The sequence below is a fragment of the Variovorax sp. RCC_210 genome, from assembly GCF_041355175.1.
GTDB lineage: Bacteria > Pseudomonadota > Gammaproteobacteria > Burkholderiales > Burkholderiaceae_C > Variovorax.
On record NZ_JBFUPJ010000012.1, the window covers coordinates 53,698 to 80,221 of the forward strand.

The 26,524-nt window shown below is 68.9% G+C and carries 24 protein-coding genes and 1 pseudogene; 13 read left to right on the forward strand and 12 right to left on the reverse strand.

The window, feature by feature from the left end:
- Nucleotides 1-152: 152 nt before the first annotated feature.
- Both AB6807_RS27555 and AB6807_RS27560 read right to left on the reverse strand, forming a co-directional pair.
- Nucleotides 153-962 (reverse strand): SDR family oxidoreductase, encoded by an 810-nt coding sequence (locus AB6807_RS27555; RefSeq protein ID WP_371087180.1) that lies wholly within the window; start codon nucleotides 960-962, stop codon nucleotides 153-155.
- A gap of 18 nt (nucleotides 963-980) precedes the next feature.
- Nucleotides 981-1,307 (reverse strand): annotated as a pseudogene (locus tag AB6807_RS27560) (nuclear transport factor 2 family protein); the annotation flags it as partial.
- Between the two features lie 90 nt (nucleotides 1,308-1,397).
- Between AB6807_RS27560 and AB6807_RS27565 the strand changes: the two are divergent.
- The 3 genes from AB6807_RS27565 to AB6807_RS27575 all read left to right on the forward strand — a co-directional run bounded on the left by AB6807_RS27565 (nucleotide 1,398) and on the right by AB6807_RS27575 (nucleotide 3,023).
- Complete coding sequence (locus AB6807_RS27565) at nucleotides 1,398-1,787, forward strand: winged helix-turn-helix transcriptional regulator (protein WP_371087038.1); 390 nt, start codon at nucleotides 1,398-1,400, stop codon at nucleotides 1,785-1,787.
- A gap of 104 nt (nucleotides 1,788-1,891) precedes the next feature.
- On the forward strand, nucleotides 1,892-2,719 hold the full coding sequence (locus AB6807_RS27570; protein ID WP_371087039.1) for an HDOD domain-containing protein: 828 nt from the start codon (nucleotides 1,892-1,894) through the stop codon (nucleotides 2,717-2,719).
- A gap of 49 nt (nucleotides 2,720-2,768) precedes the next feature.
- Nucleotides 2,769-3,023, forward strand: coding sequence for a helix-turn-helix domain-containing protein (locus AB6807_RS27575; RefSeq protein WP_286514273.1), 255 nt, complete (start codon nucleotides 2,769-2,771; stop codon nucleotides 3,021-3,023).
- Nucleotides 3,024-3,041: 18 nt separating this feature from the next.
- Here AB6807_RS27575 and AB6807_RS27580 read toward each other — a convergent pair whose 3' ends face one another.
- Nucleotides 3,042-3,464 carry a hypothetical protein gene (locus AB6807_RS27580; RefSeq protein ID WP_116909924.1) on the reverse strand — a complete coding sequence of 141 codons (423 nt, stop codon included), beginning with the start codon at nucleotides 3,462-3,464 and terminating at the stop codon, nucleotides 3,042-3,044.
- A gap of 257 nt (nucleotides 3,465-3,721) precedes the next feature.
- On the opposite strand from AB6807_RS27580, the gene AB6807_RS27585 reads away from it, so the two are divergent.
- On the forward strand, nucleotides 3,722-4,186 hold the full coding sequence (locus AB6807_RS27585; protein ID WP_371087040.1) for an N-acetyltransferase family protein: 465 nt from the start codon (nucleotides 3,722-3,724) through the stop codon (nucleotides 4,184-4,186).
- A gap of 48 nt (nucleotides 4,187-4,234) precedes the next feature.
- On the opposite strand, the gene AB6807_RS27590 is transcribed toward AB6807_RS27585, so the two are convergent.
- Nucleotides 4,235-4,762 carry a hypothetical protein gene (locus tag AB6807_RS27590; protein WP_371087041.1) on the reverse strand — a complete coding sequence of 176 codons (528 nt, stop codon included), beginning with the start codon at nucleotides 4,760-4,762 and terminating at the stop codon, nucleotides 4,235-4,237.
- Between the two features lie 163 nt (nucleotides 4,763-4,925).
- Between AB6807_RS27590 and AB6807_RS27595 the strand changes: the two genes are divergently transcribed.
- From AB6807_RS27595 to AB6807_RS27605, 3 genes are read left to right on the forward strand one after another with little or no spacing between them, the layout of a single operon-like run.
- Nucleotides 4,926-5,429, forward strand: coding sequence for a (2Fe-2S)-binding protein (locus AB6807_RS27595; RefSeq protein WP_116909927.1), 504 nt, complete (start codon nucleotides 4,926-4,928; stop codon nucleotides 5,427-5,429).
- Nucleotides 5,426-7,717, forward strand: a complete 2,292-nt coding sequence (locus AB6807_RS27600; RefSeq protein WP_371087042.1) for a molybdopterin cofactor-binding domain-containing protein — start codon at nucleotides 5,426-5,428, stop codon at nucleotides 7,715-7,717. The genes AB6807_RS27595 and AB6807_RS27600 overlap by 4 nt, the downstream gene beginning before the upstream one ends.
- The gene (locus AB6807_RS27605) at nucleotides 7,714-9,018 is read left to right on the forward strand and encodes a cytochrome c (RefSeq protein WP_371087043.1); all 1,305 of its coding nucleotides are present in this window, start codon (nucleotides 7,714-7,716) and stop codon (nucleotides 9,016-9,018) included. Before AB6807_RS27600 ends, AB6807_RS27605 begins: the two co-directional genes overlap by 4 nt.
- A gap of 55 nt (nucleotides 9,019-9,073) precedes the next feature.
- On the opposite strand, the gene AB6807_RS27610 is transcribed toward AB6807_RS27605, so the two are convergent.
- The gene (locus tag AB6807_RS27610) at nucleotides 9,074-11,032 is read right to left on the reverse strand and encodes an ATP-binding protein (RefSeq protein ID WP_371087044.1); all 1,959 of its coding nucleotides are present in this window, start codon (nucleotides 11,030-11,032) and stop codon (nucleotides 9,074-9,076) included.
- A gap of 367 nt (nucleotides 11,033-11,399) precedes the next feature.
- On the opposite strand from AB6807_RS27610, the gene katG reads away from it, so the two are divergent.
- Nucleotides 11,400-13,658, forward strand: coding sequence for a catalase/peroxidase HPI (katG, locus tag AB6807_RS27615; RefSeq protein WP_371087045.1), 2,259 nt, complete (start codon nucleotides 11,400-11,402; stop codon nucleotides 13,656-13,658).
- A gap of 79 nt (nucleotides 13,659-13,737) precedes the next feature.
- Here katG and AB6807_RS27620 read toward each other — a convergent pair whose 3' ends face one another.
- From AB6807_RS27620 to AB6807_RS27630, 3 genes are all read right to left on the reverse strand, one after another.
- Nucleotides 13,738-15,087 (reverse strand): PLP-dependent aminotransferase family protein, encoded by a 1,350-nt coding sequence (locus tag AB6807_RS27620; protein ID WP_371087046.1) that lies wholly within the window; start codon nucleotides 15,085-15,087, stop codon nucleotides 13,738-13,740.
- Nucleotides 15,088-15,432: 345 nt separating this feature from the next.
- A complete protein-coding gene (locus AB6807_RS27625) occupies nucleotides 15,433-16,851 on the reverse strand; it encodes an ATP-binding protein (protein WP_371087047.1) in 1,419 nt (472 codons plus the stop codon).
- A complete protein-coding gene (locus AB6807_RS27630; RefSeq protein ID WP_371087048.1) occupies nucleotides 16,848-17,501 on the reverse strand; it encodes a DUF4062 domain-containing protein in 654 nt (217 codons plus the stop codon). The genes AB6807_RS27625 and AB6807_RS27630 overlap by 4 nt, the downstream gene beginning before the upstream one ends.
- Nucleotides 17,502-17,661: 160 nt before the next feature.
- Between AB6807_RS27630 and AB6807_RS27635 the strand changes: the two genes are divergently transcribed.
- Nucleotides 17,662-18,264, forward strand: coding sequence for a DJ-1/PfpI family protein (locus AB6807_RS27635; RefSeq protein ID WP_371087181.1), 603 nt, complete (start codon nucleotides 17,662-17,664; stop codon nucleotides 18,262-18,264).
- Between the two features lie 24 nt (nucleotides 18,265-18,288).
- On the opposite strand, the gene AB6807_RS27640 is transcribed toward AB6807_RS27635, so the two are convergent.
- Nucleotides 18,289-18,624 carry a hypothetical protein gene (locus tag AB6807_RS27640; protein WP_371087049.1) on the reverse strand — a complete coding sequence of 112 codons (336 nt, stop codon included), beginning with the start codon at nucleotides 18,622-18,624 and terminating at the stop codon, nucleotides 18,289-18,291.
- 130 nt (nucleotides 18,625-18,754) lie between these two features.
- Here AB6807_RS27640 and AB6807_RS27645 point away from each other — a divergent pair, with 130 nt between their 5' ends.
- On the forward strand, nucleotides 18,755-19,129 hold the full coding sequence (locus AB6807_RS27645; protein WP_371087050.1) for a hypothetical protein: 375 nt from the start codon (nucleotides 18,755-18,757) through the stop codon (nucleotides 19,127-19,129).
- A gap of 28 nt (nucleotides 19,130-19,157) precedes the next feature.
- Here the strand turns inward: AB6807_RS27645 and AB6807_RS27650 are convergent, their stop codons facing one another.
- A complete protein-coding gene (locus AB6807_RS27650; protein WP_371087051.1) occupies nucleotides 19,158-20,051 on the reverse strand; it encodes a LysR family transcriptional regulator in 894 nt (297 codons plus the stop codon).
- A gap of 82 nt (nucleotides 20,052-20,133) precedes the next feature.
- Between AB6807_RS27650 and argC the strand changes: the two genes are divergently transcribed.
- Together argC and AB6807_RS27660 are read left to right on the forward strand one after the other, a co-directional pair.
- Nucleotides 20,134-21,066, forward strand: a complete 933-nt coding sequence (gene argC, locus AB6807_RS27655) for an N-acetyl-gamma-glutamyl-phosphate reductase (protein WP_371087052.1) — start codon at nucleotides 20,134-20,136, stop codon at nucleotides 21,064-21,066.
- A 114-nt stretch (nucleotides 21,067-21,180) separates the two neighbouring features.
- Entirely contained in the window at nucleotides 21,181-21,699 is a 519-nt protein-coding gene (locus tag AB6807_RS27660; RefSeq protein ID WP_371087053.1) for a bacteriohemerythrin, read from the forward strand.
- A 29-nt stretch (nucleotides 21,700-21,728) separates the two neighbouring features.
- On the opposite strand, the gene AB6807_RS27665 is transcribed toward AB6807_RS27660, so the two are convergent.
- Nucleotides 21,729-22,979: an MFS transporter gene (locus tag AB6807_RS27665; protein ID WP_371087054.1), complete on the reverse strand. Its 1,251-nt coding sequence runs from the start codon at nucleotides 22,977-22,979 to the stop codon at nucleotides 21,729-21,731.
- Between the two features lie 185 nt (nucleotides 22,980-23,164).
- Here AB6807_RS27665 and AB6807_RS27670 point away from each other — a divergent pair, with 185 nt between their 5' ends.
- Nucleotides 23,165-24,550 carry an MFS transporter gene (locus tag AB6807_RS27670; protein WP_116909941.1) on the forward strand — a complete coding sequence of 462 codons (1,386 nt, stop codon included), beginning with the start codon at nucleotides 23,165-23,167 and terminating at the stop codon, nucleotides 24,548-24,550.
- An 18-nt stretch (nucleotides 24,551-24,568) separates the two neighbouring features.
- Here the strand turns inward: AB6807_RS27670 and AB6807_RS27675 are convergent, their stop codons facing one another.
- Nucleotides 24,569-26,293: an OPT/YSL family transporter gene (locus AB6807_RS27675; protein WP_371087182.1), complete on the reverse strand. Its 1,725-nt coding sequence runs from the start codon at nucleotides 26,291-26,293 to the stop codon at nucleotides 24,569-24,571.
- Nucleotides 26,294-26,524 lie beyond the last annotated feature (231 nt).

Here is a 26,524-nt window from a genome sequence, read left to right on the forward strand (position 1 = left end):
CGGGGGCGGGGGCGATGCCATGGCGGAAAACGGCCTTCCAGAGTTGGCCCGATTCTGCGGTGCATCGCGCGCGCCGGGGTGCCGGTGCGCCAACACCCTCTTGCGGCTCTCTCGCAAGCTCTGACGGCGCTTCGGGCGGGCGCTGCACCCGTTCACGCAGTGGGCACGGTGCCACCGTCGATCACGTACTCCGTGCCCGTGATGCCCCCGGCCCGCGCCGACACCAGGAAGCCGACCAGATCAGCCACCTCGCGCGGCAGCGCCGGGCGCCCCAGCGGAATGCCGCCCAGCGAGTCCATCAGCAGCCGCTGCGCGCCGTCGTGGTCGGTGCCCTTGGCCTGCGCCAGCCGGTCGACCAGCGCCACCGCCGCCTGCGTTTCCACCCAGCCCGGCGACACGCGCACCACGCGCACGCCCCGGGGGCTCACTTCTTTCGACAGGCTCTTGCTGTAGGTCGACAGCGCCGCCTTGGCCGCGGCGTAGGCCGTGGTCGCGTCGGGCAGCGGCAGTTGCCGCTGGATGGAGGTGATGTGCACGACCACGCCGCAGCCCTGGGCCAGCATGCCCGGCAACAGGGCGCGGTCGAGGCGCACCGCCGGGTACAGGTTCAGGTCGAACGCCCGCTGCCACTCCCCGTCGTCCAGCACCGCGAAGCCGCCGGACGGCGCGGACGAGCCCCCCGCCACGTGCACCACGATGTCGACGCCGCCGAGCGTGTCTTGCACGGCCTGCGCCACCGCCGCGCAGCCGGCGGGGGTGGCGATGTCGGCGGCAACGAAGGCGGCACCGAAGGCGGTATGGGTGGGTCGGTCGGGCATGTCCGCGTGCTCGGGGCGGTGGCGCGCCGTGGCCAGCACAGTGGCGCCCGCGGCGGCCAGTTGCGCGACCACGGCCTCGCCGATGCCCTTGGTGCCGCCCGTCACCAGCGCGCGCCGGCCTTCGAGCTCGACGGGGCTGCGGATCTCCAGCGAGGCGATGAGCCCCTGCCTGAGCGTGAAGACGTGCATCAGGTCGGCCTGCTTGCCCGGGAAATTGCCTTCGACATGGGCGAGCAGGCGGTAGGTGTCGGCGCCGTCGTGCAGCAGCCCCAGCGGCGTGAGGCGGTACTGGTACCGGGCCTCGGCCGCGGTGCGCCACGCCTTGATGGCCTGCCGGCCGACGTGCGTGCGGCCTTCGTCCGTCACGCTGGCGTCCTCGTGGAAAGAAGCCGCCAGCAGGTCGGTGTCGTGGCGCACGTGCGAGGCGAGGTAGCGCGCGATGGCGTCGGGATGGGTGTGCGGGATGGTCTTGGTCATGGTCGGGTTCATGGTCGTTGTCGTGTCGTTGTCGGGCCCGCGGAACTTCGGGAATCGGGCGCTCGGGTTGCAATGCGCCCATGCTCGACATAGGCTCGTTCCATGACAAGTACGTACCAGGAAGTTAGTGCCCCGCCGGCACCGGCGATCCCACCCCGCAAGACCTACACCCCGCTGAGCGCCGCCATCGACGTGGAGGCCTGCCTCGGGCTGCTGGAGGGGCGCTGGAAGCTGGTCATCCTGTTCCACCTGTTCGACGGCCAGGTGCAGCGCTTTTCCGACCTGGAGAAGCGCGTGGACGGCATCTCGCAGAAGATGCTCGCCCAGCAGCTGCGCCAGCTGGAGGCCGACGGCATCGTGCTGCGCACCGTCCACTCGCAGGTGCCGCCCAGGGTCGACTACCGCATGACGGCCTGGGGCCAGGCCCTGTGTCCCGCGCTGGACGCGATGCTGAAGTGGGCCGAGCTCAGGGAGCAGTGCGCCGGCGCCTGAACACCGCCCGGTGAAAAAAAGCCCCCCGGCGCCCACCCGAAACCGGTGGCTTCCAGCAAAATCCCGGGCTTCGAGAAAACTACCTCCCGACACCGGAGAGCGCGATGACCCTGGACGACCTGTTTGCCGACAGCCACCTGCTCCCCACGGTGCCCAAGGTGGTGTTCGATCTCATCGAGATCCTGCGCGACGAAGACGCCGCCGTCGGCGTGGTGGCCCGCAGGCTCGAGCTCGACCAGGTGCTCACCGCCAGGGTGCTGCGCCAGGCCAACTCTCCCTACTTCGGCGTGCGCCGCAAGATCTCGTCCATCCAGGACGCGATCCAGCTGCTGGGCTTCTCGTCGATCCGCTCGCTGGTGGTGAGCTCGGGCCTCACGGGCACCTTCCAGAAGGTCGAGGGCGTGCATCTGCCGACCTTCTGGGCCCACAGCCTGCGCGTGGCCTCGGTGGCCCGCTACCTGGCGGGCAAGACCCGGCGCGTGGACCAGAGCCTGGCCTTCACCGTGGGCAGCATGCACGCCATCGGCCACCTCATCATGGCCGGCGCCATGAAGGAGCAGATGGCGGCGCTCAACGCCGCCCACCCCTTCGACACCATGGGCCGCCTCGAGGTGGAAAAGCGCCAGCTCGGCTACCACTACGGCGATGTCAGCGCGCGGCTGGCCGCCCGCTGGAAGTTCGCGCCGGAGTTCGCGAGCGCCCTCTCCGGCTTCGCCGACCCCATGGCACAGCCGCAGCAAGACCCGCTGGCCAACGTACTGCACCTGGCCGTGTGGCGCGTGGCGCTGGAGCAGGAAGGCCTCGTGATCGGCGACGCGCGGCACGTGTGGCCGGCGCTTTCGGCGGACGCCATCGGCCTGTCGGAAGAAGTGGTGCAGGACATGCCGGCGCCGCGCGAGCTGGCGTTCGACCTCGAGCTGATGATTTCCTGAGCCGCCCCGGCAGTACGAGCAAAAAAAGCAAAGGCAACGGCAGCAGCACATGGCGCAAGGCAAGCGGGTTTCCGCCGACATCAGCGAAGACGCCCTGCGGGCGATCAAGGACATGGGCGCCGCGGCCAAGCAGGGTCGCCTGGCCGCCGGCGAAGGCCAGGCCGCGGCGGCGGCGCGGCTGGGCGTGCACGTGCAGACGATCGCGCGCATCGAGTCGGGCGAACCGGGCGTCGCCATCGGGCATGTGCTGGGCATGCTGGTGCTGTACGGCATCGAGACCCAGCTGCGGCAGCCGGGCGCCTGACGCGCGCAAGCCGCCGAGCTACTTGCTCAGCGAAATCAGCGTCCACACGATCGCCACCAGCTGCGCGATGTTGATCAGGATGGCCGTCACGTGCGTCCTGCGGAACCCCGGAATTGCGTCCATGTAGTTCGCCTGGATCTGCGAGCCCAGCGCGTCCATCTTGGGAATCACCTTCTTGCGCAGCAGCACCGCCACCACCGCGAGCCCCGCCGCCCCCGCCGCGATGCCCAGCCGCCCCGCGCACGCGAAGCTGACCGCCGTGGCGGCCGCGGTGATGAAGGCCGCGTTGTAGTACAGGTTGAAGAAGCCGCGCACGAAGCGGGCGTCGAGCGGCGTGTCGTGCTTGAGCACCAGCAACGGGAGCGAGCCCATGATGAAGTAGGCCGTCGTCACGAGCAGTGCCACCGTGAAGAACAGCGCGGCGAACATGGCGGCAGACATTCCGGTGTTCCTCCAGGTGGTGGGAATCGGGGCGGTACGAACGTTACGAGCGGCACGGGTGGGCCGAAGGGCTTCGGGATATTGCCCGCTTTCATGCGCCTGCGCATCCGGGGTTGGCCTCTTGAAGCCCGTGCTGGCCGCAGGGGCGGCGGCAACGAAAATGCTGTCGCAACGGCTTGGCTGCCCAATGGCCGCCAGTACCCGCGCGCACGACGATCTCCGCCGACCGGCTCCGCAGCACTTCAACAACCTTCTCGATGACCCTCACCGTACGCAGCGCCGCCAGTGGCGACCAGCCGGCACTGCGCGAACTGTTCCTGCGCTCGCGCCGCGACACCTTCGCCTGGCAACCCGCCGACAGTTTCCAGCTGGCGGATTTCGACGCGCAGACGCAGGGCGAGCGCCTGTGGGTGGCGCAGGACGGCGCGCTGACCGCCGGCTTCATCTCGCTCTGGGAGCCGGAAAACTTCATCCACCACATGTACGTCGACCGCCGGTGGCATCGCCGCGGCATCGGCCGCGCCTTGCTGGCCGCTCTGCCGGGTTGGCCGCACACGCGATTCACCCTGAAGTGCCTGCGGCGCAACGAGGCGGCGCTGGCGTTCTACGGCGCCTGCGGGTTCGCCGAGGTGGGCGCGGGCACGTCGCAGGGCGGTGCTTATCTGCTGATGGCGTCGGGTAGAGAGTCAGGCGACCAAGACAACTCGACGCCCCGAGCTTGACGCGCTCGTTACACGCGACCTGCATCAAGTCCCGGACGCCGCAGCGGCTCAGCCGTCCAGGCTGTACGGGTAGCGCTGCGGCAAGCCCTCCGACAGCCGGTTCATTTCCCGAGTAATTTCGTCAACGTTCGCAGGCTCCGACCCACCGTGGTCCGTCAGCTCCACCTGCGCCATCAGGTCCGCCAGCTGCAGCCATTGGTCGAAGTCGATGCCCATCTCGGCGGGCAGCGCATCGGTCCCCCGGTCGTGGTCCAGAAAGGCCGCCTGCGACCCGTGTTCCGTTCGCCGCAGCAGCCAGGCGTCGCCCGTGCCGGAGGTGGCGAAGACCCACCACGCCGTGCCCAGCGCGATCAGCGGGTGGTCCCTGCCGGCGGTCTCGCGCAGCAGTTGCGCCAGGTCCAGCAGCATGAAGTCGCCGGCAATTTCCTGCCCGCCGATGTCGTCGAGCCGCGAGAGAAAGCCGGCCGGCAGCGCCGCCGCCAGCGCCTCGTGCGCGCTGCCTGGAACGGACGCCGGCGCCCGACGGCGCGCGCCCAGTTCCGCCACGATCTGCCCCACGGGGCGCAATGCCAGCATGCTCCAAAGCCCTCCAACAGCTGTCGATGGCCGCCCACGGCCATCCCAAGTTGGCCCCGATGATGCCGCCATCCGCAGGCCGCCCGCAGGCCAAGCGCAAATCCTGAAGTCGCGCTATGGTTCGCTGCCACCCCACGGCGAACCCACAAAAAAAGGCAGGCCCATGATCGACCTCCAAATCAACGGTCAATCCGTTGCCGTCAACGCCCCCGACGACATGCCCCTGCTCTGGGCACTGCGCGACATCGTCGGGCTCACAGGAACCAAGTTCGGCTGCGGCATCGCGCAGTGCGGCGCCTGCACCGTGCACCTCGACGGCCAGCCGGTGCGCTCGTGCGTGCTGCCGGTCGGCAGCATCGGCAAGCGCGCCATCACCACCATCGAGGCGGTGTCGCAGACGCCGGCGGGCCAGAGCATCCAGAAGGCCTGGCTCGACGTCGACGTGGTGCAGTGCGGCTACTGCCAGTCGGGGCAGATCATGTCCGCGGCCGCGCTGATACAGCGCACGCCCAACCCCAGCGACGCCGACATCGACATGGCCATGTCGGGCAACGTCTGTCGATGCTGTACCTACTCGCGCATCCGGGCGGCCATCAAGCAGGCGGCCACGGGCAAGCCCGAGGTGCTGCAATCGGTGGTCTCGATGCCGGCAAGGAGCGCATCGTGAAGGCCGCCGCACGAACGGCAAACCTCAGGGGCGCCGCAGGCATCAGCCGACGCGCCGCCCTGCAGGCCGGCGGCCTCGCGTTGGCCTTCACCTGGGTCGGCGGCAGCAAGGCCTTCGCGGCGATCAGCGCGCGCCAGCAGCCCGCCGACGCAGCCGCCGCGCAGGCGGACGGCAACCCGGCCTTCGCGCCCAACGCCTTCATTCGCATCGACGCCGACGGCGGCGTGCGGCTGGTGATGCCGATGGTCGAGATGGGCCAGGCCATCTACACCGGCTCGGCGATGCTGCTGGCCGAAGAGCTGGGCGTGGAGCTCGACCAGGTGCGCGTGGAGCACTCGCCGCCCAACGAGGCGCTGTACGGCATGCCGCTGCTCGGCGGCCAGATCACCGGTGGCTCGACCAGCACGCGCGGCACCTACGCCGTGCTGCGCGAGGCGGGCGCCGTGGCGCGCACGCTGCTGGTGTCGGCGGCCGCCGCGCAGTGGAAGGTCGATGCGTCTGAGTGCACGGTGGCGCGCGGCGTGGTGAGCCATGCGGCCTCCAGCCGGCAACTGGGCTTCGGCGCGCTGGCCGGCGCGGCCGCGAAGCTGCCGATGCCCGACAAGGTGGCGCTGAAGGAGCCGAAGGATTTCAAGCTCATCGGCCAGCCGCTGCGCCGCGTGGACTCCGCCGACAAGGTCAACGGCAAGACGCAGTTCGGCCTCGACGTGCGCGTGCCGGGCATGAAGGTGGCCACGGTCAAGGCCAGCCCCACGCTGGGCGGTGTGCTGGCCTCGGTGGACGACAAGGCGGCGCGCGCGATTCCCGGTGTGGTCGACGTCATTCGCATAAACGACGCGGTGGCGGTGGTGGGCGAGCATTTCTGGGCCGCCAAGCGCGGGCTCGATGCGCTGAAGATCACCTGGACGCCCGGGCAGAACGCGGCGCTCACCACGCAGCAGCTGCGCTCGGCGCTGGCCGACGCGTTGGCCAAGGGCAAGGCCATCGTCGGCAAGGAAACCGGCAAGCGCCCCGAGGGCACGCTGGTGCAGGCGACCTACGACCTGCCGATGCTGGCCCACGCGACCATGGAGCCGCTGAACACCACGGTGCACGTGCGCCCCGACCAGTGCGAGATCTGGGTGGGCACGCAGGTGCCGGCGCGCTGCGTGAGCGTGGCGGCCAAGATCACCGGGCTGGCCGAAGACAAGGTGGTGGTGCACAACCAGTACCTGGGCGGCGGCTTCGGCCGGCGGCTGGAGACCGACTCGGTCGAGCAGGCCGTGGCCTTCGCCAGGCAGGTGCCTTACCCGCTGAAGGTGGTGTGGACGCGCGAGGAAGACATTCGCCACGACATCGTGCGCCCGATGTACCACGACGACATCTCGGCGGTGGTCGATGCCGAAGGCCAGATCCTCTGGTTCGGCGACCGCATCGCGGGCGGCACGGTGCTGGGCCGCTGGGCGCCGGCCTTCATGGGCAAGGACGGCATGGACGGCGACCTGATCGAGTGCGTGGCCGAGCCCTGCTACGACCTGCCGAACCTGAAGGTCGAGTGGGTGCGGCACGACATGCCGGCGGGGCTGAACGTGGGCTGGTGGCGCGGCGTGGGGCCCACGCACAACCTGTTCGTGATGGAAAGCTTCATCGACGAACTGGCGAACCGCGCAAAGAAAGACCCGGTGGCCTACCGGCGCGCGCTGCTGAAGAAAAACCCGCGCACGCTCGCGGTGCTCGACCTGGCGGCTGAAAAAATCGGCTGGGGCAAAGGCGCGCTGCCAGCGCGCGTCGGCAGAGGCGTGGCGGTGGGCGACCCCTTCGGCAGCCGCGTGTGCGCCATGGTCGAGGTGGAGGTGTCGCCGCAGGGCGAGGTGCGCCTGCGGCGCGCGGTGGTCACGCTGGACTGCGGCATCGCGGTGAACGCGAGTTCCATCGAGGCGCAGATCCAGGGCGGCCTGCTGTTCGGCCTGAGCGCGGCGCTGTTCAGCGAGATCACGCTGCAGGGCGGCGCCATCGAGCAGAGCAACTTCCACGACTACCGCATGCTGCGCATCAACGAGTCGCCACCGATCGAGGTGCACACCGTGAAAAGCGGCGAAGCCCCCGGCGGGCTCGGCGAGGTGGGCACGGCCATTGCCGCGCCGGCGCTGGCCAACGCGATCTTCGCGGCCACGGGCGTGCGGCTGCGCGCGCTGCCGGTGAACCGCGCGCTGCTCGCGCAGGACAAGGACGCGATGAAGAAGAAGATCGCCGATGCGGCGCCCCCGCCGCATCCAACGCCTTCGCAGGGCGAAAGGAGCGCGGCATGAAGCGATTCATCCAGGTGCTGGTGGTGCTCTTCGTGGTGGGCGCCGGGCTGTACTTCTTCCTGAACCGCACCGACGGTTCGCAAGGCGAGGCGCCGGTGCTGGCCGGCGCGGCGCCCGACGCCGCGCTGCTGGTGCGCGGCGAATACCTGACCAAGGCCGCGGACTGCATCGCGTGCCACACGGTGGCCGGCAAGGGCCAGCCCTTTGCGGGCGGCGTGCCTTTCGTGCTGCCCTTCGGCACGATCTATTCGTCGAACATCACCGCGGACCCGGCGACGGGCATCGGCGGCTGGAGCGACGACCAGTTCGTGCGCGCGGTGCACGACGGCGTGCGCGCCGACGGGCAGCGGCTGTACCCGGCGTTCCCGTACACCTCGTACACCGCGCTCAGCCGCAAGGACGTGCTCGCCATCAAGGCCTACCTGTTCAGCCTGCCCCAGGTGAACCAGCCGAACAGGCAGGCCGACCTGGGCTTTCCGTTCAACCAGCGCTGGGCCATGGGCTTCTGGAACGCGGCCTTCTTCAAGAGCAGCCGCTTCGAGCCCGACCCGGCCCAGCCCCCGGCATGGAACCAGGGCAAGTACCTGGCCACGGCGCTGGGCCACTGCGCCGAATGCCACACGCCGCGCAACGTGGCCTTCGCGATGGAAACGCGCAACAACCTGGCGGGCGAATCCATCCAGGGCTGGCGGGCCTACAACATCACCTCCGACGCGAAGAACGGCATCGGTGCCTGGAGCGACGCGGAGATTGCCGCCTACCTCACCACCGGCCATGCCGACGGCCGCGGCTCGGCCTCGGGCCCGATGGGCGAGGCGGTGGAGCACAGCCTGCAGCACCTGAAGCCCGAGGACACCGCGGCGCTGGTGAGCTACCTGCGCACGGTGCCCGCCAGGACGGGCAAGGACCCGATCGAGATCGACGCCAAGGCGCCGTGGGCCGTGGCGGCCAGCGCCGCGGCACCCGCGGCCAACACGGCCGAGGGCCACGAACAGGGCCTGCGGCTGTTCGCGGCGGCCTGCGCCAGCTGCCACCAGTGGAACGGGCAAGGGCAGCAGACCAACTTCGCGTCGCTGCTGGGAACGCGCGGCGTGAACGACCCCGAGGGCTCCAACGTGACGCAGATGATCCTGCAGGGCGTGAACATGCGCGTGCGCGACAACGAGGTCTACATGCCGGCGTTCGGCAAGGCGTACACCGACACCGAAGTGGCCGCGCTCGCCAACTACGTGATCGCGCAGTTCGGCAACAAGCAGGGCACGGTCACGCCGGAGTTCGTGGCGAAGCAGCGCACGAAATAAAAAAACCGACACAAGGGCCGGAGCAACGGCCGGAGCAACGGCCGAAGCCGGCGGCTCAAGACAGCACGACCGGCCGCTCGACCCCGACCGTGCGCTCCAGCGGCAGCCACAGCACCAGCCGCGTGCCCGCGTTGCCCGACTCCCAGCTCACGTGCCCGCCGATGGCCAGCGCGCGGCGCTGCTGGTTGCGCAGCCCGCGGCCGCCGCGCTGCAGCGCCTCTTCGAGCACGAAGCCCGCGCCGTTGTCCTCGATCATCACGCACACGCCCTGCCCGCCCGTCGCGGTGCTGAAGCGGATGGTGGTGGCGCGCGTGTGGCGCAGCACGTTGGCCACGCACTCCTGCATGATCCGCAGGATGTGCAGCGCGCTGCCCGGGTCCAGCCAGGGCAGCGCGGGCACGGGCTGCACGTCCCACTGCAGCGCGATGCCGGCGCTTTCGATGCGCGGCGCCAAGCGGAAGCGCAGCGTTGCCAGCAGCAGGAGCAGGTCGGCGTCCACGCTCTCCATGGAGTCGATGGCCAGCTTCAGGTCTTCCATGCAGCCCTTGAGCACATTGGAAATCGCGGCGTCGTTCATGATGCCGCGCTCCACCGAGCGGATGGCGCCGATCAGCGACGAGCCCAGGCCGTCGTGCATGTCCTGCATGAGCCGCCGGCGCTCGGCGTTGAGCATCTGCTGGTTCTCGATCACGCGCAGTCGCTGGTAGCTTTGCTCCAGCTCGGCCTCGCGCGCGCGCAGGCGCTCGGCCAGGCCCTGGTTCAAGCGGCCCACTTCGGCGAAGGCGCCCGTGTAGCGCTGGAACATGATGTACGAGAACACGAAGAACAAGCCGATGATCGCGTAGGGCGAGGTGTACACGCTCTCGGGGCTCACCAGGTTGTTCTGCAGCAGCCCGTCGTACGAGGTGAACGTGACGGCGAACACGGTCCACCCCGCCACCAGCCGGCCCGCCGGCAGCTGCGCGCGCAAGGCCTTGCGCAGGTTCACCGCGAAGATCAGCACCGCCACGGGCAGCACCGCCAGGTTGAGCAGCGGCGTGATCAGGTAGAGGCTGGCAATCGATGCTGATACATGCGGCAGCGTTGCAACGCTGCACAGCGTCGCCAGGCCCACCGACGAGCGCGTGAGCCACGGCGAAGGCTGCTGGTGCAGCCGCTCGAGAAACAGGTGGATGAGCACGATGAGCCACAGCAGCGCCGACACGGTGAGCCACTCGAACCACTCGTCGGACACCGGCAGGTAGTCGCCGCTCACGTAGTAGTGCAGCATGCGCACGAAAGCCAGCGCCGAGATGGCCGCGAACAGCAGGTACAGCGACTCGCGCCGCTTGCCCAGCCACACCGCGAAAGCAAAGGCGCCCACCGCCAGGAACGCGGCGCTGCCCATGAACGGCAGCTGCACCTGCAGCATCTGGCGCGCCTGGTAGCGCCAGGCCAATGCGCGCTGCTCGCCCACCCACACGCTGGAAAAGCCGCTGCCGCTGCTGCGCAGCCGGTTCACGCGAATGAGCACCGAGGTGGGCGACAGCGTGTTCGCCGTCGCGTTCAGGGGCAGCAGCAGCGGCTGGTTGTAGCCGTTGTGCACCGGGCTGCCGTGCGACTGGTAGAGCAGCACGCCGTCGCCGTACACCGCGATGTGCCCCAGCGTTTTCCAGCGCGGCAGGTACAGGAAGCGCGGCTGCGTGGAGGGCGCGAGCGCATCGACGTCGAGCCGGTACCAGTCGGTGAGGGTGCTCACGCCGCCCGACGGTGTGGGCACCAGCTCGCGCCCGGCCGTATACGGCAGGCCGACCTTCTGCCAGCCCTCGGTCGGCAACGCGGCGTCTTCGATGCTCGGCGGCGGCGCCGAGTAGCCGGTGCCGGCCACGGAGAGCAGCTCGGCCTCGGTGATGTGCAGCGTGCTTTCTTGCTGCGGTGCGGCATCGGTGGTGGTCGGCTCGCCCGCTTGCACGCAGGGCAACAAGGCCAGGAACGACAGCAGCCACAGCGTGGCAGCGACGCGCCTTGCGCTCATCTCTTCGGCAGTGCCGATGCGGCCGCGCCACCAGGCGCAAGACCGCACGCCACCACGATACGGAGGGGGCGGGCGCCGAGGGCGGAGGGGTTCGGTTTCATCGAGACACAATTATGTCTCGGGCACCCCGTGGCGGCCAGATCGCCATCGCGACACTGCATCCCACTGCATTGACACGGCACCGACACGACATCGGCGCAACCTCGATGCGGCTTGCAAGACACACGAGCCGCTACGCTGAAAACACGCCTCAGAAACACGCGCACCGCTCCCGCGCGCTATCGCCGGAATTAAGTGCTTCTATTCGCCCCGCAGCGGCTTCTGGCAGAGAATTTGCGCTCCCCTCGCAGCAAAAACAGGAGTTCCCATGAGCAGTGAAAAGACCGAAGCCAAGTGTCCCTTCAGCCAGGCCGCAGGCGCCGGCACCACCAACCGCGATTGGTGGCCGCAACAGTTGCGCGTCGACCTGCTGCACCAGCACTCCACCAAGTCCGACCCCATGGACAAGGACTTCGACTACGCCGCCGCCTTCAACAGCCTGGACCTCGCCGCGGTCAAGAAAGACCTCGCTGCGTTGATGACCGACTCGCAAGACTGGTGGCCGGCGGACTTCGGCCACTACGGCCCGCTGTTCATCCGCATGGCATGGCACAGCGCGGGCACCTACCGCATCGGCGACGGGCGCGGCGGTGCCGGCCGCGGCCAGCAGCGCTTCGCGCCGCTGAACAGCTGGCCGGACAACGTGAGCCTGGACAAGGCGCGCCGCCTGCTGTGGCCCATCAAGCAGAAGTACGGCCGCAACATCTCCTGGGCCGACCTGTTGATCCTCACGGGCAACGTGGCGCTGGAGACCATGGGCTTCAAGACCTTCGGCTTCGCGGGCGGACGTGCCGACGTGTGGGAACCCGACCAGGACGTGTACTGGGGCCGTGAGAAGACCTGGCTCGGCGGCGACGTGCGCTACGCGCAAGGCTCGCCGGGCGTCGAGGAAAACCACGCCGTGCTGGTGAAGGACGACGACAGCCAGGTACCGCACACGCGCGACCTGGAGAACCCGCTGGCCGCCGTGCAGATGGGCCTGATCTACGTGAACCCCGAAGGCCCGGACGGCAAGCCCGACCCGCTGGCCGCGGCACGCGACATCCGCGACACCTTCGCGCGCATGGCCATGGACGACGAGGAAACCGTGGCGCTCATCGCGGGCGGCCACACCTTCGGCAAGACGCACGGCGCGGCCCCTGCTTCTCACGTGGCGCACGAACCCGAAGCCGCCGGCATCGAAGACCAGGGCATCGGCTGGAAGAATAGCTTCGGCTCCGGCAAGGGCGGCGACGCCATCACCAGCGGCCTTGAAGTGACGTGGACCACCACGCCCACGCAATGGAGCAACAACTTCTTCGAGAACCTCTTCAACTTCGAATGGGAGCTCACCAAGAGCCCCGCCGGCGCGCACCAGTGGGTGGCCAAGGGCGGTGCCGGTGCGGGCACCATTCCCGACGCGCACGATCCGTCGAAGCGCCACGCGCCGACCATGCTCACGACCGACCTGTCGCTGCGCATCGATCCGGCCTACGAGAAAATTTCGCGCCGCTTCCTCGAGAACCCCGACCAGTTCGCCGACGCTTTCTCGCGCGCCTGGTTCAAGCTCACGCACCGCGACATGGGTCCGCGCGTGCGCTACCTCGGCCCTGAGGTGCCGGCCGAAGAACTCATCTGGCAAGACCCGATTCCGGCGGTCGATCACGCGCTGGTCGATGCGCAGGACGTCGCGGCGCTGGGCAAGAAGGTGCTGGCCTCCGGCATCGCGCCTGCGCAGTTCATTGCCACGGCATGGGCCTCGGCATCGACCTTCCGCGGCTCCGACAAGCGCGGTGGCGCCAACGGCGCACGCATTCGCCTGGCGCCGCAAAAGGACTGGGCAGTGAACGAGCCGGCGCAACTGGCCAACGTGCTGCAGGTGCTCGAAGGCATCCGCGGCGAGTTCAACGGCGCGCAGGCCGGCGGCAAGAAGATCTCGCTGGCCGACCTGATCGTGCTGGCCGGTGGCGCCGCCGTGGAACAGGCCGCGCGCAACGCGGGGCGCGAAGTGAAGGTGCCCTTCTCGCCCGGGCGCACCGACGCCTCGCAAGCGCAGACCGACGTGACCTCGTTCGCGCCGCTGGAGCCGGCCGCGGACGGTTTCCGCAACTACACGCGCGCACGCTTCAGCGTGCCGGCCGAGGTGCTGCTGATCGACCGCGCGCAACTGCTGACGCTGACCGCGCCCGAGCTGACCGTGCTGGTCGGCGGCCTGCGCGTGCTCGGTGCCAACGTGGGCGGCTCGAAGCACGGCGTGCTCACCGGCAAGCCCGGCGCGCTGAGCAACGACTTCTTCGTCAACCTGCTGGACATGGGCACGGAATGGAAGCCGGCCGCGGGCGGCAACGAGCAGTACGAAGGGCGCGACCGCAAGTCGGGCGCGCTCAAGTGGACCGGCACGCGCGCCGACCTGGTGTTCGGCTCGAACGCGCAGCTGCGCGCCATTGCCGAGGTGTACGCCGGTGCCGACGCGCAAGAAAAGTTCGTCGCCGACTTCGTGGCGGCCTGGACCAAGGTGATGAACCTCGACAGGTTCGACCTCGCCTGAGCTTGAGTGAGTGGATGTTCGCCGGGCTGCTGCGCAGCACCCGGCGAATGTCACTCGCTCTGCAGTGATCAGCAGGCGCTCAGCAAGACTGCGCCTCCACCACCCGCCGCACCGTTTCCAACGCGCTGCGCAGGTTCTCCAGCCCCACGGAGCCCAGCGCCAGGCGCAGCGCATGCGGCACGTGCGCCGACGTGGCGAACGGCTCGGCCGTGGCCACCGACACGCCTTCGCGCACCAGCGCCGCCGTCACCAGGTCGGCGCGCGTTTCTTCCGGCAGCGGCAGCCACACGAAGTACGACGCCGGATGGCGAACGCATCGCAGCCCGGCGAGCGCATGGGTGGCGATGGCCTGTCGCTGCATCGCGTCATGCCGCTTCTGCGCCTCCAGCCGCTCCACCGTGCCGTCTTCGAGCCACAGGCAGGCGATGGCCGTCGTCACACCGGGCGTGCACCACGTCGTGGCGCGTATCGCGCGTTCGAGCTTCGGCACCCAGGCGTCGGGCGCCACCACGAAGCCCACGCGCAACCCGGTCGCCACGCTCTTGGACAGGCCCGACACATACACCGTGGTCTCCGGTGCCAGCGCAGCCAGCGGTGGCGGCGGCCCCTTGCTCGGGTCGTCCGCCAGGAAGGCATAGGCCGCGTCCTCGATGATGAGCAGCCCATGCCGCCGCGCGATCGCGACCAGCCGGCGGCGCCGGCTCTCGCTCATCACCCAGCCCAGCGGGTTGTGCAGCGTCGGCATCGCGTAGATGGCCTTGACGCGGCGCTTGGCGCACAGCCGCTCCAGCGCGTCGAGGTCGGGGCCCTGGCCCGATGCGGGCACGGCTGCCAGTTCGAGCCGGTGCGCTTCGGCGAGCACCTTGAAGCCCGGGTAGGTCAGCGCATCGACCGCGACCACGTCGCCCGGTTTCAGCAACGCCATCGCCGTGATTGCCAAGCCATGCTGCGCGCCGTCCACCAGCAGCACCCGGGGTGGCTGCACCGCGAGCCCACGCGATGCAAGGTGCCGCGCCACGCAGGCGCGCTCGTGCAGGCGCCCGCCGTGGGGCGCGTAGCGCAGCATCGATTCCAGTTCGCCACCGGCGGCGAGCTGGCGCAAGGCGCCACGCAGCAGGTCGGCCTGGCCGGGGAGCGAGGGGTAGTTGAAGTTCAGGTCGACCAGGTCCGCCGCCACCGCTTGCTGGTCGACGCCCTGGCGCGCGGACATCGCCGTTTCGCGAACGAAGGTGCCACGGCCGACCTCGCCACTGACCAAACCCATCGCCTCGAGTTCCGCGTAGACGCGCGACGCCGTCACCAGCGCCAAGCCGTGTCGCTCGGCCAGGCGGCGGTGCGTGGGCAAACGGGTGCCGGGCGGCAGGCGGCCCTCGCGGATTTCGGCGGCGAGTTGGTCGACGAGTGGCTTGTAGCGGGCAATCTTGCTCAATGGTCGTGAACCGCAGCCAAGAATCCGGGCGGTTTGCAGAGTGGTACACGATTGCATTGTCCGTGTCGAAGTCGCAGACCGGGTCGGCGAATCAGCGTCGAAACGGCGCCGCGTGGGTTCACGGCAGCGGAGGAATCGGTCATCCGCCCGCGTTCGACCCATGTCCGGTTCATGTCCGGATGACGTCCGGTTTTGCCAAACAAGACCGACCTCCGTCCGCCTCTACACAGCCCCGACCTTCAAGCAAATCAACAACTTGGCGTCACGTGGCGTGCGCGCCGAGGCGTGTAGAGCTGCTGCGACGGGGCCGTGCGATGTCCGGGGAATGTCCGGTAAGTGTCCGGTTCAGCCGGCCCACGTCCGGCCGGTGCGCACGTAGGTGGTGGCAGCGCCTGCTCCCTCGACCCGCAGCAAACCCAGTTCTTCCAGCAATACCAGGTCCCTGCGCGCCTGGCGTTCAGACACTGCGGACGCGAAACGCTCACGGTATTCCGCCGGACGCAAGCGTTCGTCTGGCTTCATGACGCCAAGCAGCGCCTGTTGGCGGGCGTTGAGCAGGGGCTGCATGGCCTGTTCATCCCCTGGGCCCCAGAGCGTGAGCGTCACGCCCGTCTCTCGGTCGTCCCATTGCGGCTGGCGCAATTCGTGATCAGCGCAGGCCTCGAGGATTTTCTGCGTACCGCGGCCAATCCGCTCCATCAACCCGCGCAAGTAGAGCACCTGGGCCATATCAGGATTGGCGGGCAGCGAAGGATGGTTGCGCTTCAAGTCGGCAGGCTTGAGTCCCTCGGGCAAGCGCCCTGCGTTCCAGATCTCGATGCGATCCGGATAGACACTCACCGTCAGGCCGCCGGAGAAGCTGGCGTACTCGCGATGGGCAAAGGCATTGACCAGGCCTTCGCGTACGGCTGCCTCCGGATAAGCCGGGCGCGCTCGGCGCACCAGCGGGGCGCCTGGATCGGAATCGAACCTTTGCGCCATGGGCAGTTGAGTACGAAGCCATTCGAACGCGCGCAGCAGAACCTGAACCATGGGGCCCTGCAACTGGCGGTCGTCGAGGTACGCATCGCCAGTCTTGCCCGTGGCGTACCGAATCAGCCGCACGCGCGTCTGCGGATGACGCAACGCCGGGTTGCGCGCGAACAGCACGTCCGCGCCCTGCGTGTAGCCTTTGGCGTTCGCCAACCCAAGCGCGGCGAGCACCGCGTCGTCGTCCTCGACGTTGTCGAAGCGTTGTCGCCCGGCTTCACTGGCCTCGGTGACGAGCGCGCGCACTTCGTCATGATCAAGATCGGCCTCGTCCATCGCCGTGGACGGCCGACGCTCCCAACGCTCGGCGCTTACCGCCTTGAGCTGGACCATGTCGCGAAGCGCCTCCGCGTCGACCGGCACGGTGAGCGCCCCCTTTCGTACAAAGACCCGTCCATCGCACACGTAGGGTCGATCCTTGCCCTCGGGCACTTCGATCGTGAGCACCATCTTGGCGTCAAGCATGTCTTCGCTGACGGTGAACAAAGCGGAGGGCGTCAAGCGTTCGGCCAGCGCCTGGTGCATGCCTCCGGGGCCAACGGCGCCGTTTTCGTGCACGGGCAAGCCGAGCACTTCGCCCGCATCGCCGACGCCGCAGAACACAGTACCGCCTTGCGTATTGAGAAACGAGCACACCACCTGGGCCAATGCATCGACATCAGACGCATCGCGCCTGAATTCGGTATGCAGATCTTCGCCCTGGGCAATCTGCTGCAGCAAAACCTCGCTGATCATGGCTTGCTCCCTTCATCGACCTTGTGCGCAACTACCGCCACGTCGCGCAGGTGCTCGGTCACGAATTGCTCGGCCTCCTGGTAGCGATAGAACTGGGACGAGGCATACAGCAGCGCCTCGTCAGGGTTCACGAATTTCTGCACCCAATTGCCCTTGCGCTCCAACACATGCACGTCGTGGCGAATGGCGGCCTCGTACATGTCGATCACGCGCAAGTCGTCGATCACCTTGCCTCGCTTGAACGGCAGCGCCGCACGCTTCTCGGCCGTTTCGTGCCCCAGCCCCATGAGCAATGTCCGCGCAAACACGACGTCGCCATGGGCCAGGACCCAGCGCGGCTTGTTGAGTTCGATGGCCTTGAGCAACTCGCGATGAGTGATGGACATTGCGTCCTTGTCTTCCTTGCCCGATCCATATTGCGTGGTGATCAGGCTGAGGAACAGGTCGCATTTTTCGACACCCTGCAAGCAAGACTCGAATGCCGAGCGCGTGGAACTGACGGGCAACGTGCCTTTGTGCGACATCCAGACCTCGTAGCCGAAGTTCGTGAGTGTGGCGTAGATCTTCTCCAGCAGCTCTTCGATGCCGTAGACGGTGGATGACACCATGATGGTCAATCGCCGGGAAACCTTTGCCGCTTCGTCCGCCATGCCGATCTCGCTCCTTATGAGCCTCGCATTCTCACCGACACGCTCGGCGCAGGAACCGTCGGCAAACGTTGGAGAGTGTATTCATGACAATTTTTTGATTGTATTGATCGATATGCCTACGATGGCGCCACCTATTCCAATGGCCGCCCCCACGAACACCATGCACATCGCCATCCTCACCTTCGACGGCTTCAACGAACTCGACTCGCTCATCGCGCTCGGCGTGCTCAACCGCATCAAGAAGCCCGGCTGGCGCGTGACACTGTGCTGCCCGGCGCCGCAGGTCACGTCGATGAACGGCGTGACCGTGCATGCGCAATCGCTGCTCGAAGAAGCGCGCTCGGCCGATGCCGTGGTCGTCGGCAGCGGCGTCAAGACGCGCGAGGTCGTCGCCGACCCCGCGCTGATGGCGCGCCTGTCGCTCGACCCGGCGCGCCAGTTGATCGCAGCCCAGTGCTCCGGCACCTTGATCCTGGCCAAGCTCGGCCTCGTGGGCAATGTGCCGGCGTGCACCGACCTCACCACCAAGCCCTGGGTGCAGGAGGCCGGCGTGGAAGTGCTGAACCAACCCTTCTATGCACAGGGCAACATCGCGACGGCGGGCGGCTGCTTCGCCGCGCCGTACCTGGCCGCGTGGATCATCGCGCGCACCGAAGGGCTCGAGGCCGCGAGCGCGGCGCTGCACTACGTGGCGCCCGTCGGCGAGAAAGAGCCCTACGTGGCCAACGCCTTGAAGAACATCACGCCGTACCTGCCGAAGTGAAACAACCGGGCTGAACACCCGGCCCTATTTGCGTTGCACCACCGGCACGTGCACGTCCCACTTCTGCGAGGGCGTCACCGCCTGCGTGCACACCACTGAAATCACGCGGCGCTCATGCGGTACCGCTTCACCGCCCCTGCCCGTCGAAGACCAGCGGATGGTGTCCCAGCGCGCCTTCAACGGAACGGCGCATCGGGGCACCAGCACCTTGAGGTTCGGCTCGCCGGCTTCCCACGCGTTGCCGGCCTTGCCGTTCTCGCGCGCGACGAACTCGCGCGCCGTCTCACGTATTTCGTAGAGGCCGTGGATGGCGTCGTTGGAGCGCATGTCTTCGATGCCCGTGGCGCCGAGGGCATGCATTGCTGCCACGAGCAACAGGGAAGGCAAAAGGCGATGGAGGGGCATGGGGTTTTCAGGCGATATCAGGCGATATGGCGGCTTGCGTGGGCTACATTGGCGAACGATTTTCCAAGCCAGGAGGGACGTTCGCATGACCCAAGTCTGCATGGTTTTCTTTCGCGCGGGCACCTGCGACCTGGAGGCCGCGGCCGCCTCGCTGCAAGACTACGGCCTCGATGTTTCGCGGGAGCCCGGCCTGTTGTTCGCGAGCACCGAAGACTCGCAGCCTTTTCGCATCCGCCTGTCGACCGCGCCGCACGTGCAGGCGGAGGCCATCGAGATCGGCACCGGCACACCCGACGAAGCCGCGATGCGCACGCTGGACGCGCGCTTCGAGATTGCCATCGACGACTTCGACGAGGCGCTCGACGAAATCAACACGCTGATCGACGTGCAGTCCGCGCTGCAGGAGGTGTCGAACGGCTACCTGTTCCTGCCGTGGAACGGACATCTGTCCGCGCCCTGAGCGACGGCCGGCGCCGTGCCGCGCCAACTCACGAGGAAGCAGACGCCTTCACAGGCAGCAAGGCGTCGAGAACGAAACGCGTCGGCCCGCTGGCGCCCCGGTCACTCACCGCAAGGCCGAGCTGGCGCCACAGCGCCGGGCTCAGCGGTCGCACGGCGATGCGCGGGTCGCGCGCGGGCTCGTGCGATTCCTCGGGCAGCAGCGCCGCGCCGTAGCCCGCGGCGACCAGCGTGCGGATCGCGTCGTTGTAGTTGAGCTCGATGCGCGGCCGGCAATGCACGCCGGCGGCGGAGAACCATTCCGCGGTCAGCCGGTACAGGCGGGTAGACGCGTCGTTCATGATCAACGGGCGTTCGGCCAGCCACTGCGGCGTGAGCCGCCGGGGCGCCTTCCAGTCCACCGGCAGGAAGGCGACGACGGCCTCGCGCCGCAAAGGCGTGACGTGCACGCCGCGCACCGGCGCCTGCGGCAGCGCCACGACCGCCAGGTCGAGGCTGCCCGCGGCGAGCCGCGCCATGCTGTCGTTGGAGGTCAGCACCTGCACGTTCACGTCGATGCCCGGATGGTTGCGGGCCAGGCGCTCCAGCGCGGGCGGCAACAGGTGCGCGATGGCGCCTGTCGACGCGCCCACCCGCACGCGGCCGGTCTGGCCGGCGAGCTGGCGGCGGACGTCGTCCACGGCATCGTCCGCGTCGGCCAGCAGCCTGCGGGCGCGCGCGATGAAGCGCTCGCCCAAGGCGGTCGCCTGCGCGGGCCCGCGTCCGCGAACGAGCAGCTGGCCGCCCAGGCGCGACTCGAGCTCCGCGATCTGCACGGTGACGGTCGGTGCAGCCAGGTGAAGGGCGCGCGCGGCATTGGCCAGCGAGCCGAGATCAGCAATGGCGACAAGGGTGCGCAGATGGTCGAGGCTGAGTTCACGCATGGCGCTAATTTAACTTTTCTTAATTCTGGCTTGCATATATTTAGCTGGAGCCATCGAGGCCGCGTGCCTACCATCGCGCTCCATGGACCTCAACATCTTCATCGACGGCGACCAGGGCACCACCGGCCTCGACCTGCAGAACCGGCTGCGGGGCAGCGACTTTCGCATTCGCACATTGCCCACCCACCTGCGCAAGGACGCGGCCGCGCGGCGCGACGCGCTCAACGCGAGCGACATCGCCATCCTCTGCCTGCCCGATGCCGCCGCGCGCGACGCGGTGGCCATGATCGAGAACCCCGCGGTGCGTGTCATCGACGCCAGCTCGGCGCACCGCACCAGCCCGGGGTGGGTCTACGGCCTGCCGGAGCTCGATGCGCGGCAAGGCGAACGCATTGCCTCGGCATCGCGCGTCACGAACCCGGGCTGCTATCCCACCGCGGCGGTCGCGCTGCTGCGGCCGTTGACGGATGCAGGCCTGCTGCCCGCGGACTACCCGCTGGTCATCCATGCGGTGTCGGGCTATTCGGGCCAGGGCCGCGCCGGTGCGGAAGCGCACGAGGCGGCGGCGGGCGGGCATTCGCTGACGGTCTATGGCCTGGCGCTCGAGCACAAGCACGTGGCGGAAATCGAGGCCTACGCCGGCTTGACGCAGCGGCCCCTGTTCGTGCCGGCCTACGCCAGCTACCGACAAGGCATCGTGCTGACCATCGGGCTGCATGCGCGGCTGCTTGCCGCGGACGCATCGGGCGCGCCGCGCATGCATGAATGCCTCGCGCAGCACTACCGCGACGCGGCGCACGTGCGCGTGCTGCCGATGTCGCCCGCCACGCCGCTGACCGAGCTGGACCCGCAAATTCACAACGGCACCAACGACATGAGCCTGGGCGTGGCTTTCAACGAACGCACGGGGCAGATCGTGCTGAGCGCGGTGCTCGACAACCTGGGCAAGGGAGCCGCGGGCGCGGCGGTGCAGAACCTGCGTTTGATGCTGGGCGACACACGGCCCGCGCTGTGAATTCGAAGCAAAGCGAAGCGACGCGGCCGCGTCGCGTTCGCTTGATGCAGGTCAACCGGCGAGCGGCCGGGCCTGCCGATACTGCCGTCTTCCGCAGCAACCCGGTCCAGACAAATGGCGCATCTCGTATGGAAGTCCGAACTCAACACCGGCATCCATGAAATCGATGCTCAGCATCAACGCATCGTCCACTACATCAATGCGCTCGACGATGCCCGGCTCGCGAACGACCAGAAAACCGTCGGCCGGATCATCGAGGAAACCATCGACTACACCGCCTCGCACTTCGCCTTCGAGGAAGCGATGCTCGAGGACGCGGGCTATCCGTTTTCAACGCCGCACCGCAAGGTGCACGAGATCTTCGTGCGCCGCGCCGTGGAATTTCGCGCGCGCTTCGAGCGCGGCGAAGACGTGCTGGCCGAGCTGCACGGCATGCTCTCGCGGTGGTTGTTCAACCACATTCGCCATGAAGACGGCGGCTACGTCGCCACTGTGAAGGCGCACCTGCAAGCGACCGAATCGTCGGCGGAGCGGCTCGTGAAGGAACAGGTGCGCAAGGAGCTGCAGCAGGGTCGCACCGACAACCATGCCAAGCAGGGCTGGCTGAAGCGGCTGTTCGGCGCGGGGGCCTGACCACGGAGGTACGCGGGTGCACAGGTGCGCTAGCCGCGGCTGCCGCCGAGCCGCAGCGAAGGCAGCAGGCACAAGGCCGCGCAGGTCGCGCCGGCGCCCACGAGAAACGCCGTCGAAATGCCCAGCCACTGCGTCGCGAAGCCGACCACCGGCCCGGTCACGCCCATCGCGATGTCGGCGAAGGCGATGAAGTTGCCGACCGCGCGGCCGCGTTGCTCCGGCGGCACGGCGCGAGTGGCGATGACGCCCATCGCCGGGAACACGAGAGAGAAGCCGAGGCCGCTCAGCGTCGCGCCCAGCACGGCCATGCCCGGCGCGGGAGCGCACCAGATCAGCAGCTGCCCCACGGCCTCGAAGACCAGCGAACCCACCGCCACCTTCGTGGCACCGAAGCGGTCGGGCAGGCCCGAGCCGACCAGCCGCACGAACACGTAGGCGGCACCGAAGCCCAGCAGCGCGGTGCCGGCGTGCGGCCAGCCGTGTGCCGCGTAGCTCAGCGTCAGGAAAGCGGCCATCGCGGCATAGGGCACGGTCGCCAGCGCCAGCACCAGGCCCGGTCGCCAGATGAGGCCGAGCACGCGGTGGAACGGCACGCGTTGCCCGCCCGAGGCTGCAACCGCGGGCAGCTTGAGGGCGATGGCCCAGGCCACCATCGGCGTGAGCACCGCGAGCGCGCCCACGCCGGCAAAGCCGTACGCCGACTGAACGACGAGCCCCAGCGATGCGCCCAGCCCGAGGGCGGCGTAGATGGCAATGCCCGTCCACGACATGACCTTGCCGGTGCGCGCGGGGCCCACGCGCGCGATGCCCCAGCTCATGAGGCCGGTGAGGAACAGGCTCTCGCCGAGCCCCGCCACCAGCCGCCCGACGAGCAGCACGGCGAGCTTGGCCACAGGGTCGATGGGCAGCGCGCTGGCCAGCGCATAGGCGATGCCCGAGCAGGCCGTCAGCGGCAGGCCGAGCAGCACGGCCGCGCGCGGCCCGCGCTGGTCGCACAGCGTGCCCGACTGGTGGCGCGTGAGCAAGGTGGCCAGCGCCTGCGCACCGACGACCCAGCCCACGGTGAGCGCGCCGAAGCCCAGGTGGTCGCGCACTTCGAGGGCCAGGGCCGCCAAGGGAACGCTGATGGCGAGAAAGCCAAGGAACACCGCGAGCACCACGGGCGCGAGGCCCGCGAAGGCGGAGGTCTTCGAAGGGGCCGTCGAAGGGTTCTTCGCAAAGGCCGTCGCGGAAGAACGAACGGAAACGGAATCGGAAACGGGAGATGAATGTGATGTCATGCCACAGGCGCGTCTTGAGTGATCGAGTACTCCCTGCTGGGATCCACTCGACAAAGGACGCGTTGGATGACGGTAACGCCTACGACAGTGCATTGCGCGCTGCGGCGGCGACTATAAACGCGACGCGCGGCGTGCGTCAACCACCGCCGAGGCTCGCCTAATTCGCCTCCCGGACAATGCGGCCCATGCCGTCCCGCCATCGCATCGTTCCCCTCATCGTCGCTTCTCCCCTCTTCCTGCAGAACCTCGACACCTCGGTGATGGCCACCGCCTTGCCGACCATCGCCAACGCGCTCGACGTGAGCGTGCTGCACCTGAACCTCGCGATCACCTCGTACCTGCTGAGCCTGGCGGTGTTCCTGCCCGTGAGCGGCTGGCTGGCCGAACGCTTCGGCGCCAGGCGGGTGTTCTGCGTGGCGGTCGCGTTCTTCTCGCTGGGCTCGACCTTGTGCGGCGCCGCGCAGACGCTGCCGCAGCTGGTGGCGTTCCGCGTGCTGCAGGGGCTGGGCGGCGCCATGATGCTGCCGGTGGGCCGGCTCATCCTGCTGCGCAGCGTGCCGGCGGCGCAGATGGTGTCGGCCATGGTGTGGTTCACGGTGCCGCCCGCGTTCGGCCGGCTGGCCGGGCCGCTGTTCGGCGGGGCCATCGTCACGCTGGCGTCGTGGCGGTGGATTTTTCTGATCAACATTCCCTTCGGGCTGCTGGCGATTGCGGGTGCGCTGCGCTTCATCAACGACACGCCGGAAGACCGCGCGCCCGCGCCCTTCGATGTCGAAGGCTTCGTGCTGCTGGCGGTGGGGCTCACCGCGCTGCTGGGGAGCCTGGAGCTGGTGGGCAAGGCGCTGCTGCCGGTGCCGGCCATCTGGGCGATGGCGGGCTTCGGTGCGCTGGCGTCGCTGGTGTATCACCTGCGCAGCCGGCACAAGGCCAACCCGCTGATCGACCTGGGCATTCTTCGGCACTCGACGTACCGCGCGTCCATCATCGGCGGCACGCCGCTGCGCATTGCGATCGGTGCCTCGCCGTTCCTGATGCCGCTGATGCTGCAGCTGGGCTTCGGGCTGTCGCCGCTGGCCTCGGGCACGCTCACGATGGCCACGGCGCTGGGCTCGCTGGCCACGCGCACGGTGATGGCCAAGGCGATCCGCACGGTCGGCTTCCGCTCGCTGCTGGTGGGCGCCACCTGCCTCACGAGCCTGTGCTACCTGAGCTACGGCTACTTCAAGCCGAGCACGCCGCACCTGCAGATCTTCGTCACGCTGCTGTTCGGCGGGCTGGTGAACTCGATGGCGATGGTGTCGCTGCAAACACTGGGCTTCTCGCAGATTTCCAAGCCCCGCATGAGCCATGCGGCCACGCTGAACAGCATGGCGCAGCAGCTGTCGCTGAGCCTGGGCGTGACGCTGGGGGCCTCGCTGGTCACGCTGGCGGCGTGGTGGAACGGCAGTGGCGCGGGCCAGCTGACAGCAGCGGATTTTTCGCCGGCCTTCGGCGTGGTGGGCGCGATGACCTTGCTGTCGCTGCTGTCGTTCACCAAGCTCGCGAAGGACGAGGGCGCGGGCCTGCGCTGAAACGAAAAAGGCCGGCGCTCAGGTCACCATCGCCAGCAGGCTGGCAACGCCGAGCCCCACCGCCGCCAGCGCGTCCCCCGCGATCAGCCCGCCGCCGAACAGCGAGGCGCTGTTCATGTCTTGCGGCGCGTCATTGCGGGCAGGCGCGCGCGCCGACCACACGCTGCCCGCCACGCCGCCCGCGCCCAGCCACAGCGAGGTCGGCAGGCTGACGAAGCCGCCGAACGACAGCGCATAGGGCGACGGCAGCACGATGGCGTCGAGCACGAAGCTGCGCGGGCGCAGCCACTTGCGCAGCAGCTCGATGGCCAGGCCCACGGCCACGCCCACGCCGATGGCTGTGCGCTGGAACGGCAGGTCGTGCGTGAGGCTGCGCAGCACGCCGACGAACTTGTAGGTCATGGCCGAACTCCATTCGGCGGGCTGCTGGTCGGCGCGCATCACCGTCTGGTCTTGCAGCAGCACGGGGTAGGCCGCCATGAACAGCCGCGCGAACACCACCGCCAGCACGGCGCCCATGACGACGCCCAGCACCTGGTAGCGGAACTGCACCGCGCGCGACGTGCCCAGCCGCCAGCCGGTGGAGCGGTCTTGCTGCATGTCGCAGGCCACGCCGGTGGCCACCAGCAGCACCGCGCCGGCCAGCAGGCCCACGCCGGCATCGCGCAGCCCCATGAAAGCCAGGATGACGATGGTGACGACGAAGGCCGAGGAGATCGGGTTGGCGTCGCTCACGCCCACCGAGATGCCGTTGACCAGCGCGAAGACGAACACCAGCGCCACCGCGGCCACCAGGAAGAACACGGGCTGCTCCAGCAGCCAGTGGCCGCACGCCACGGTGGCGCCCGCCCAGAAGACGACCCAGAGCACCAGGCGAAGGGCGTTGGCGGGCGGCTGCGCGGCATCGGCCGCGCCCTGCGGATCGCGGTCTCGCCAGCGCCGCAGCGCCTGCGCGAAGATCCACGCCATGTCCACCACGGCGGCGCCCATGATCGTGCCCAGGGCGATGAGGAACATGATCTTGCGCGGCGGGTCGCCCGCCTGCAGCCAGCCGATGGACACGAAGTACGGCTGCAGCGCCACGCCGGCCAGGCCGCCCGTCACCGCCGGAATGCCGATGCGCGCACCGATGACCAGCCCGGCGCCGAAGGTCGACGCGGACAGGCCGATGGCGCCCAGCACCGGCAAGCGCGCCGCGGCAAGCTCCGCCGCCAGCCCGAGGCCCACGCCGCTGCCCAATTGGCGCACCGAGCGGCGCAGCAGCGCGGGGTCGGTCAGCGCCCGAAGGATGTTGGCCACCGCCAGCCCCGACGGAAACGCCAGCCGCATGCGGTCCACCAGCACGGGCGTGTAGAGCATGCCCACGCCCACGCCGAACATGCCGATGCAGGCCAGGTACAGCGCCATCTGCCAGGCGGGCGGCTGGGGCAGGCCCATCCACGCCATGGCCTGCAGCAGCACGCCCATGCCGCTCATGCTGGCCACCGAGGCGGCCGCCGTCTGGATGTAGTTGGCGCCGTGCCGGCCGCTGGCGCCGTAGCCCGCGGTGACCACGGAACCGAGCAGCCCCGCGAGCACCTGCCCGCCGACGAAGAAGCCCAGCGACAGGTTCATGTAGGCCGCGGTCACGCCCGCGAGCGGCCCCAGCACGAACATGCCCAGGGTCGCCAGGAGCAGGTGGTAGCGCCAGCTGCCTTCGACGGGCAACCAGCGCCAGCGGGGGCCGTGCGGTGAGGGGTTCATAAAGCGGATGATCGCGCACCGGCGCGCGTAGCCTTGCAGCGGCATGCGTTGCAAGGCCCGGGCCATGGCGATGCCATCTGGTGCTATGAGGTCTGGCGAGCCCCGGTCAACGGGCCTGCACGGTGCAGCAACGAGAAGCGAAATGAAGAGTGACAGCGGTCGGCATCGAGGCGGTTTCCCTGAGCGGTTTTTTTCTCCCTGGCCTCTACCAGCGCCGAACCGCTGTCGAGA

Excerpts from the sequence above, each read along its gene's own strand:
- AB6807_RS27565 (WP_371087038.1), top strand. The coding sequence starts at position 1,398 with ATGACAAGTACGTACCAGGAAGTTAGTGCCCCGCCGGCACCGGCGATC.
- AB6807_RS27570 (WP_371087039.1), top strand. The coding sequence starts at position 1,892 with ATGACCCTGGACGACCTGTTTGCCGACAGCCACCTGCTCCCCACGGTG.
- AB6807_RS27575 (WP_286514273.1), top strand. The coding sequence starts at position 2,769 with ATGGCGCAAGGCAAGCGGGTTTCCGCCGACATCAGCGAAGACGCCCTG.
- AB6807_RS27580 (WP_116909924.1), bottom strand. The coding sequence starts at position 3,464 with ATGTCTGCCGCCATGTTCGCCGCGCTGTTCTTCACGGTGGCACTGCTC.
- AB6807_RS27585 (WP_371087040.1), top strand. The coding sequence starts at position 3,722 with ATGACCCTCACCGTACGCAGCGCCGCCAGTGGCGACCAGCCGGCACTG.
- AB6807_RS27590 (WP_371087041.1), bottom strand. The coding sequence starts at position 4,762 with ATGCTGGCATTGCGCCCCGTGGGGCAGATCGTGGCGGAACTGGGCGCG.
- AB6807_RS27595 (WP_116909927.1), top strand. The coding sequence starts at position 4,926 with ATGATCGACCTCCAAATCAACGGTCAATCCGTTGCCGTCAACGCCCCC.
- AB6807_RS27605 (WP_371087043.1), top strand. The coding sequence starts at position 7,714 with ATGAAGCGATTCATCCAGGTGCTGGTGGTGCTCTTCGTGGTGGGCGCC.
- AB6807_RS27610 (WP_371087044.1), bottom strand. The coding sequence starts at position 11,032 with ATGAGCGCAAGGCGCGTCGCTGCCACGCTGTGGCTGCTGTCGTTCCTG.
- katG (WP_371087045.1), top strand. The coding sequence starts at position 11,400 with ATGAGCAGTGAAAAGACCGAAGCCAAGTGTCCCTTCAGCCAGGCCGCA.
- AB6807_RS27625 (WP_371087047.1), bottom strand. The coding sequence starts at position 16,851 with ATGATCAGCGAGGTTTTGCTGCAGCAGATTGCCCAGGGCGAAGATCTG.
- AB6807_RS27630 (WP_371087048.1), bottom strand. The coding sequence starts at position 17,501 with ATGGCGGACGAAGCGGCAAAGGTTTCCCGGCGATTGACCATCATGGTG.
- AB6807_RS27635 (WP_371087181.1), top strand. The coding sequence starts at position 17,662 with ATGCACATCGCCATCCTCACCTTCGACGGCTTCAACGAACTCGACTCG.
- AB6807_RS27640 (WP_371087049.1), bottom strand. The coding sequence starts at position 18,624 with ATGCATGCCCTCGGCGCCACGGGCATCGAAGACATGCGCTCCAACGAC.
- AB6807_RS27645 (WP_371087050.1), top strand. The coding sequence starts at position 18,755 with ATGACCCAAGTCTGCATGGTTTTCTTTCGCGCGGGCACCTGCGACCTG.
- AB6807_RS27650 (WP_371087051.1), bottom strand. The coding sequence starts at position 20,051 with ATGCGTGAACTCAGCCTCGACCATCTGCGCACCCTTGTCGCCATTGCT.
- argC (WP_371087052.1), top strand. The coding sequence starts at position 20,134 with ATGGACCTCAACATCTTCATCGACGGCGACCAGGGCACCACCGGCCTC.
- AB6807_RS27660 (WP_371087053.1), top strand. The coding sequence starts at position 21,181 with ATGGCGCATCTCGTATGGAAGTCCGAACTCAACACCGGCATCCATGAA.
- AB6807_RS27665 (WP_371087054.1), bottom strand. The coding sequence starts at position 22,979 with ATGACATCACATTCATCTCCCGTTTCCGATTCCGTTTCCGTTCGTTCT.
- AB6807_RS27670 (WP_116909941.1), top strand. The coding sequence starts at position 23,165 with ATGCCGTCCCGCCATCGCATCGTTCCCCTCATCGTCGCTTCTCCCCTC.
- AB6807_RS27675 (WP_371087182.1), bottom strand. The coding sequence starts at position 26,293 with ATGAACCCCTCACCGCACGGCCCCCGCTGGCGCTGGTTGCCCGTCGAA.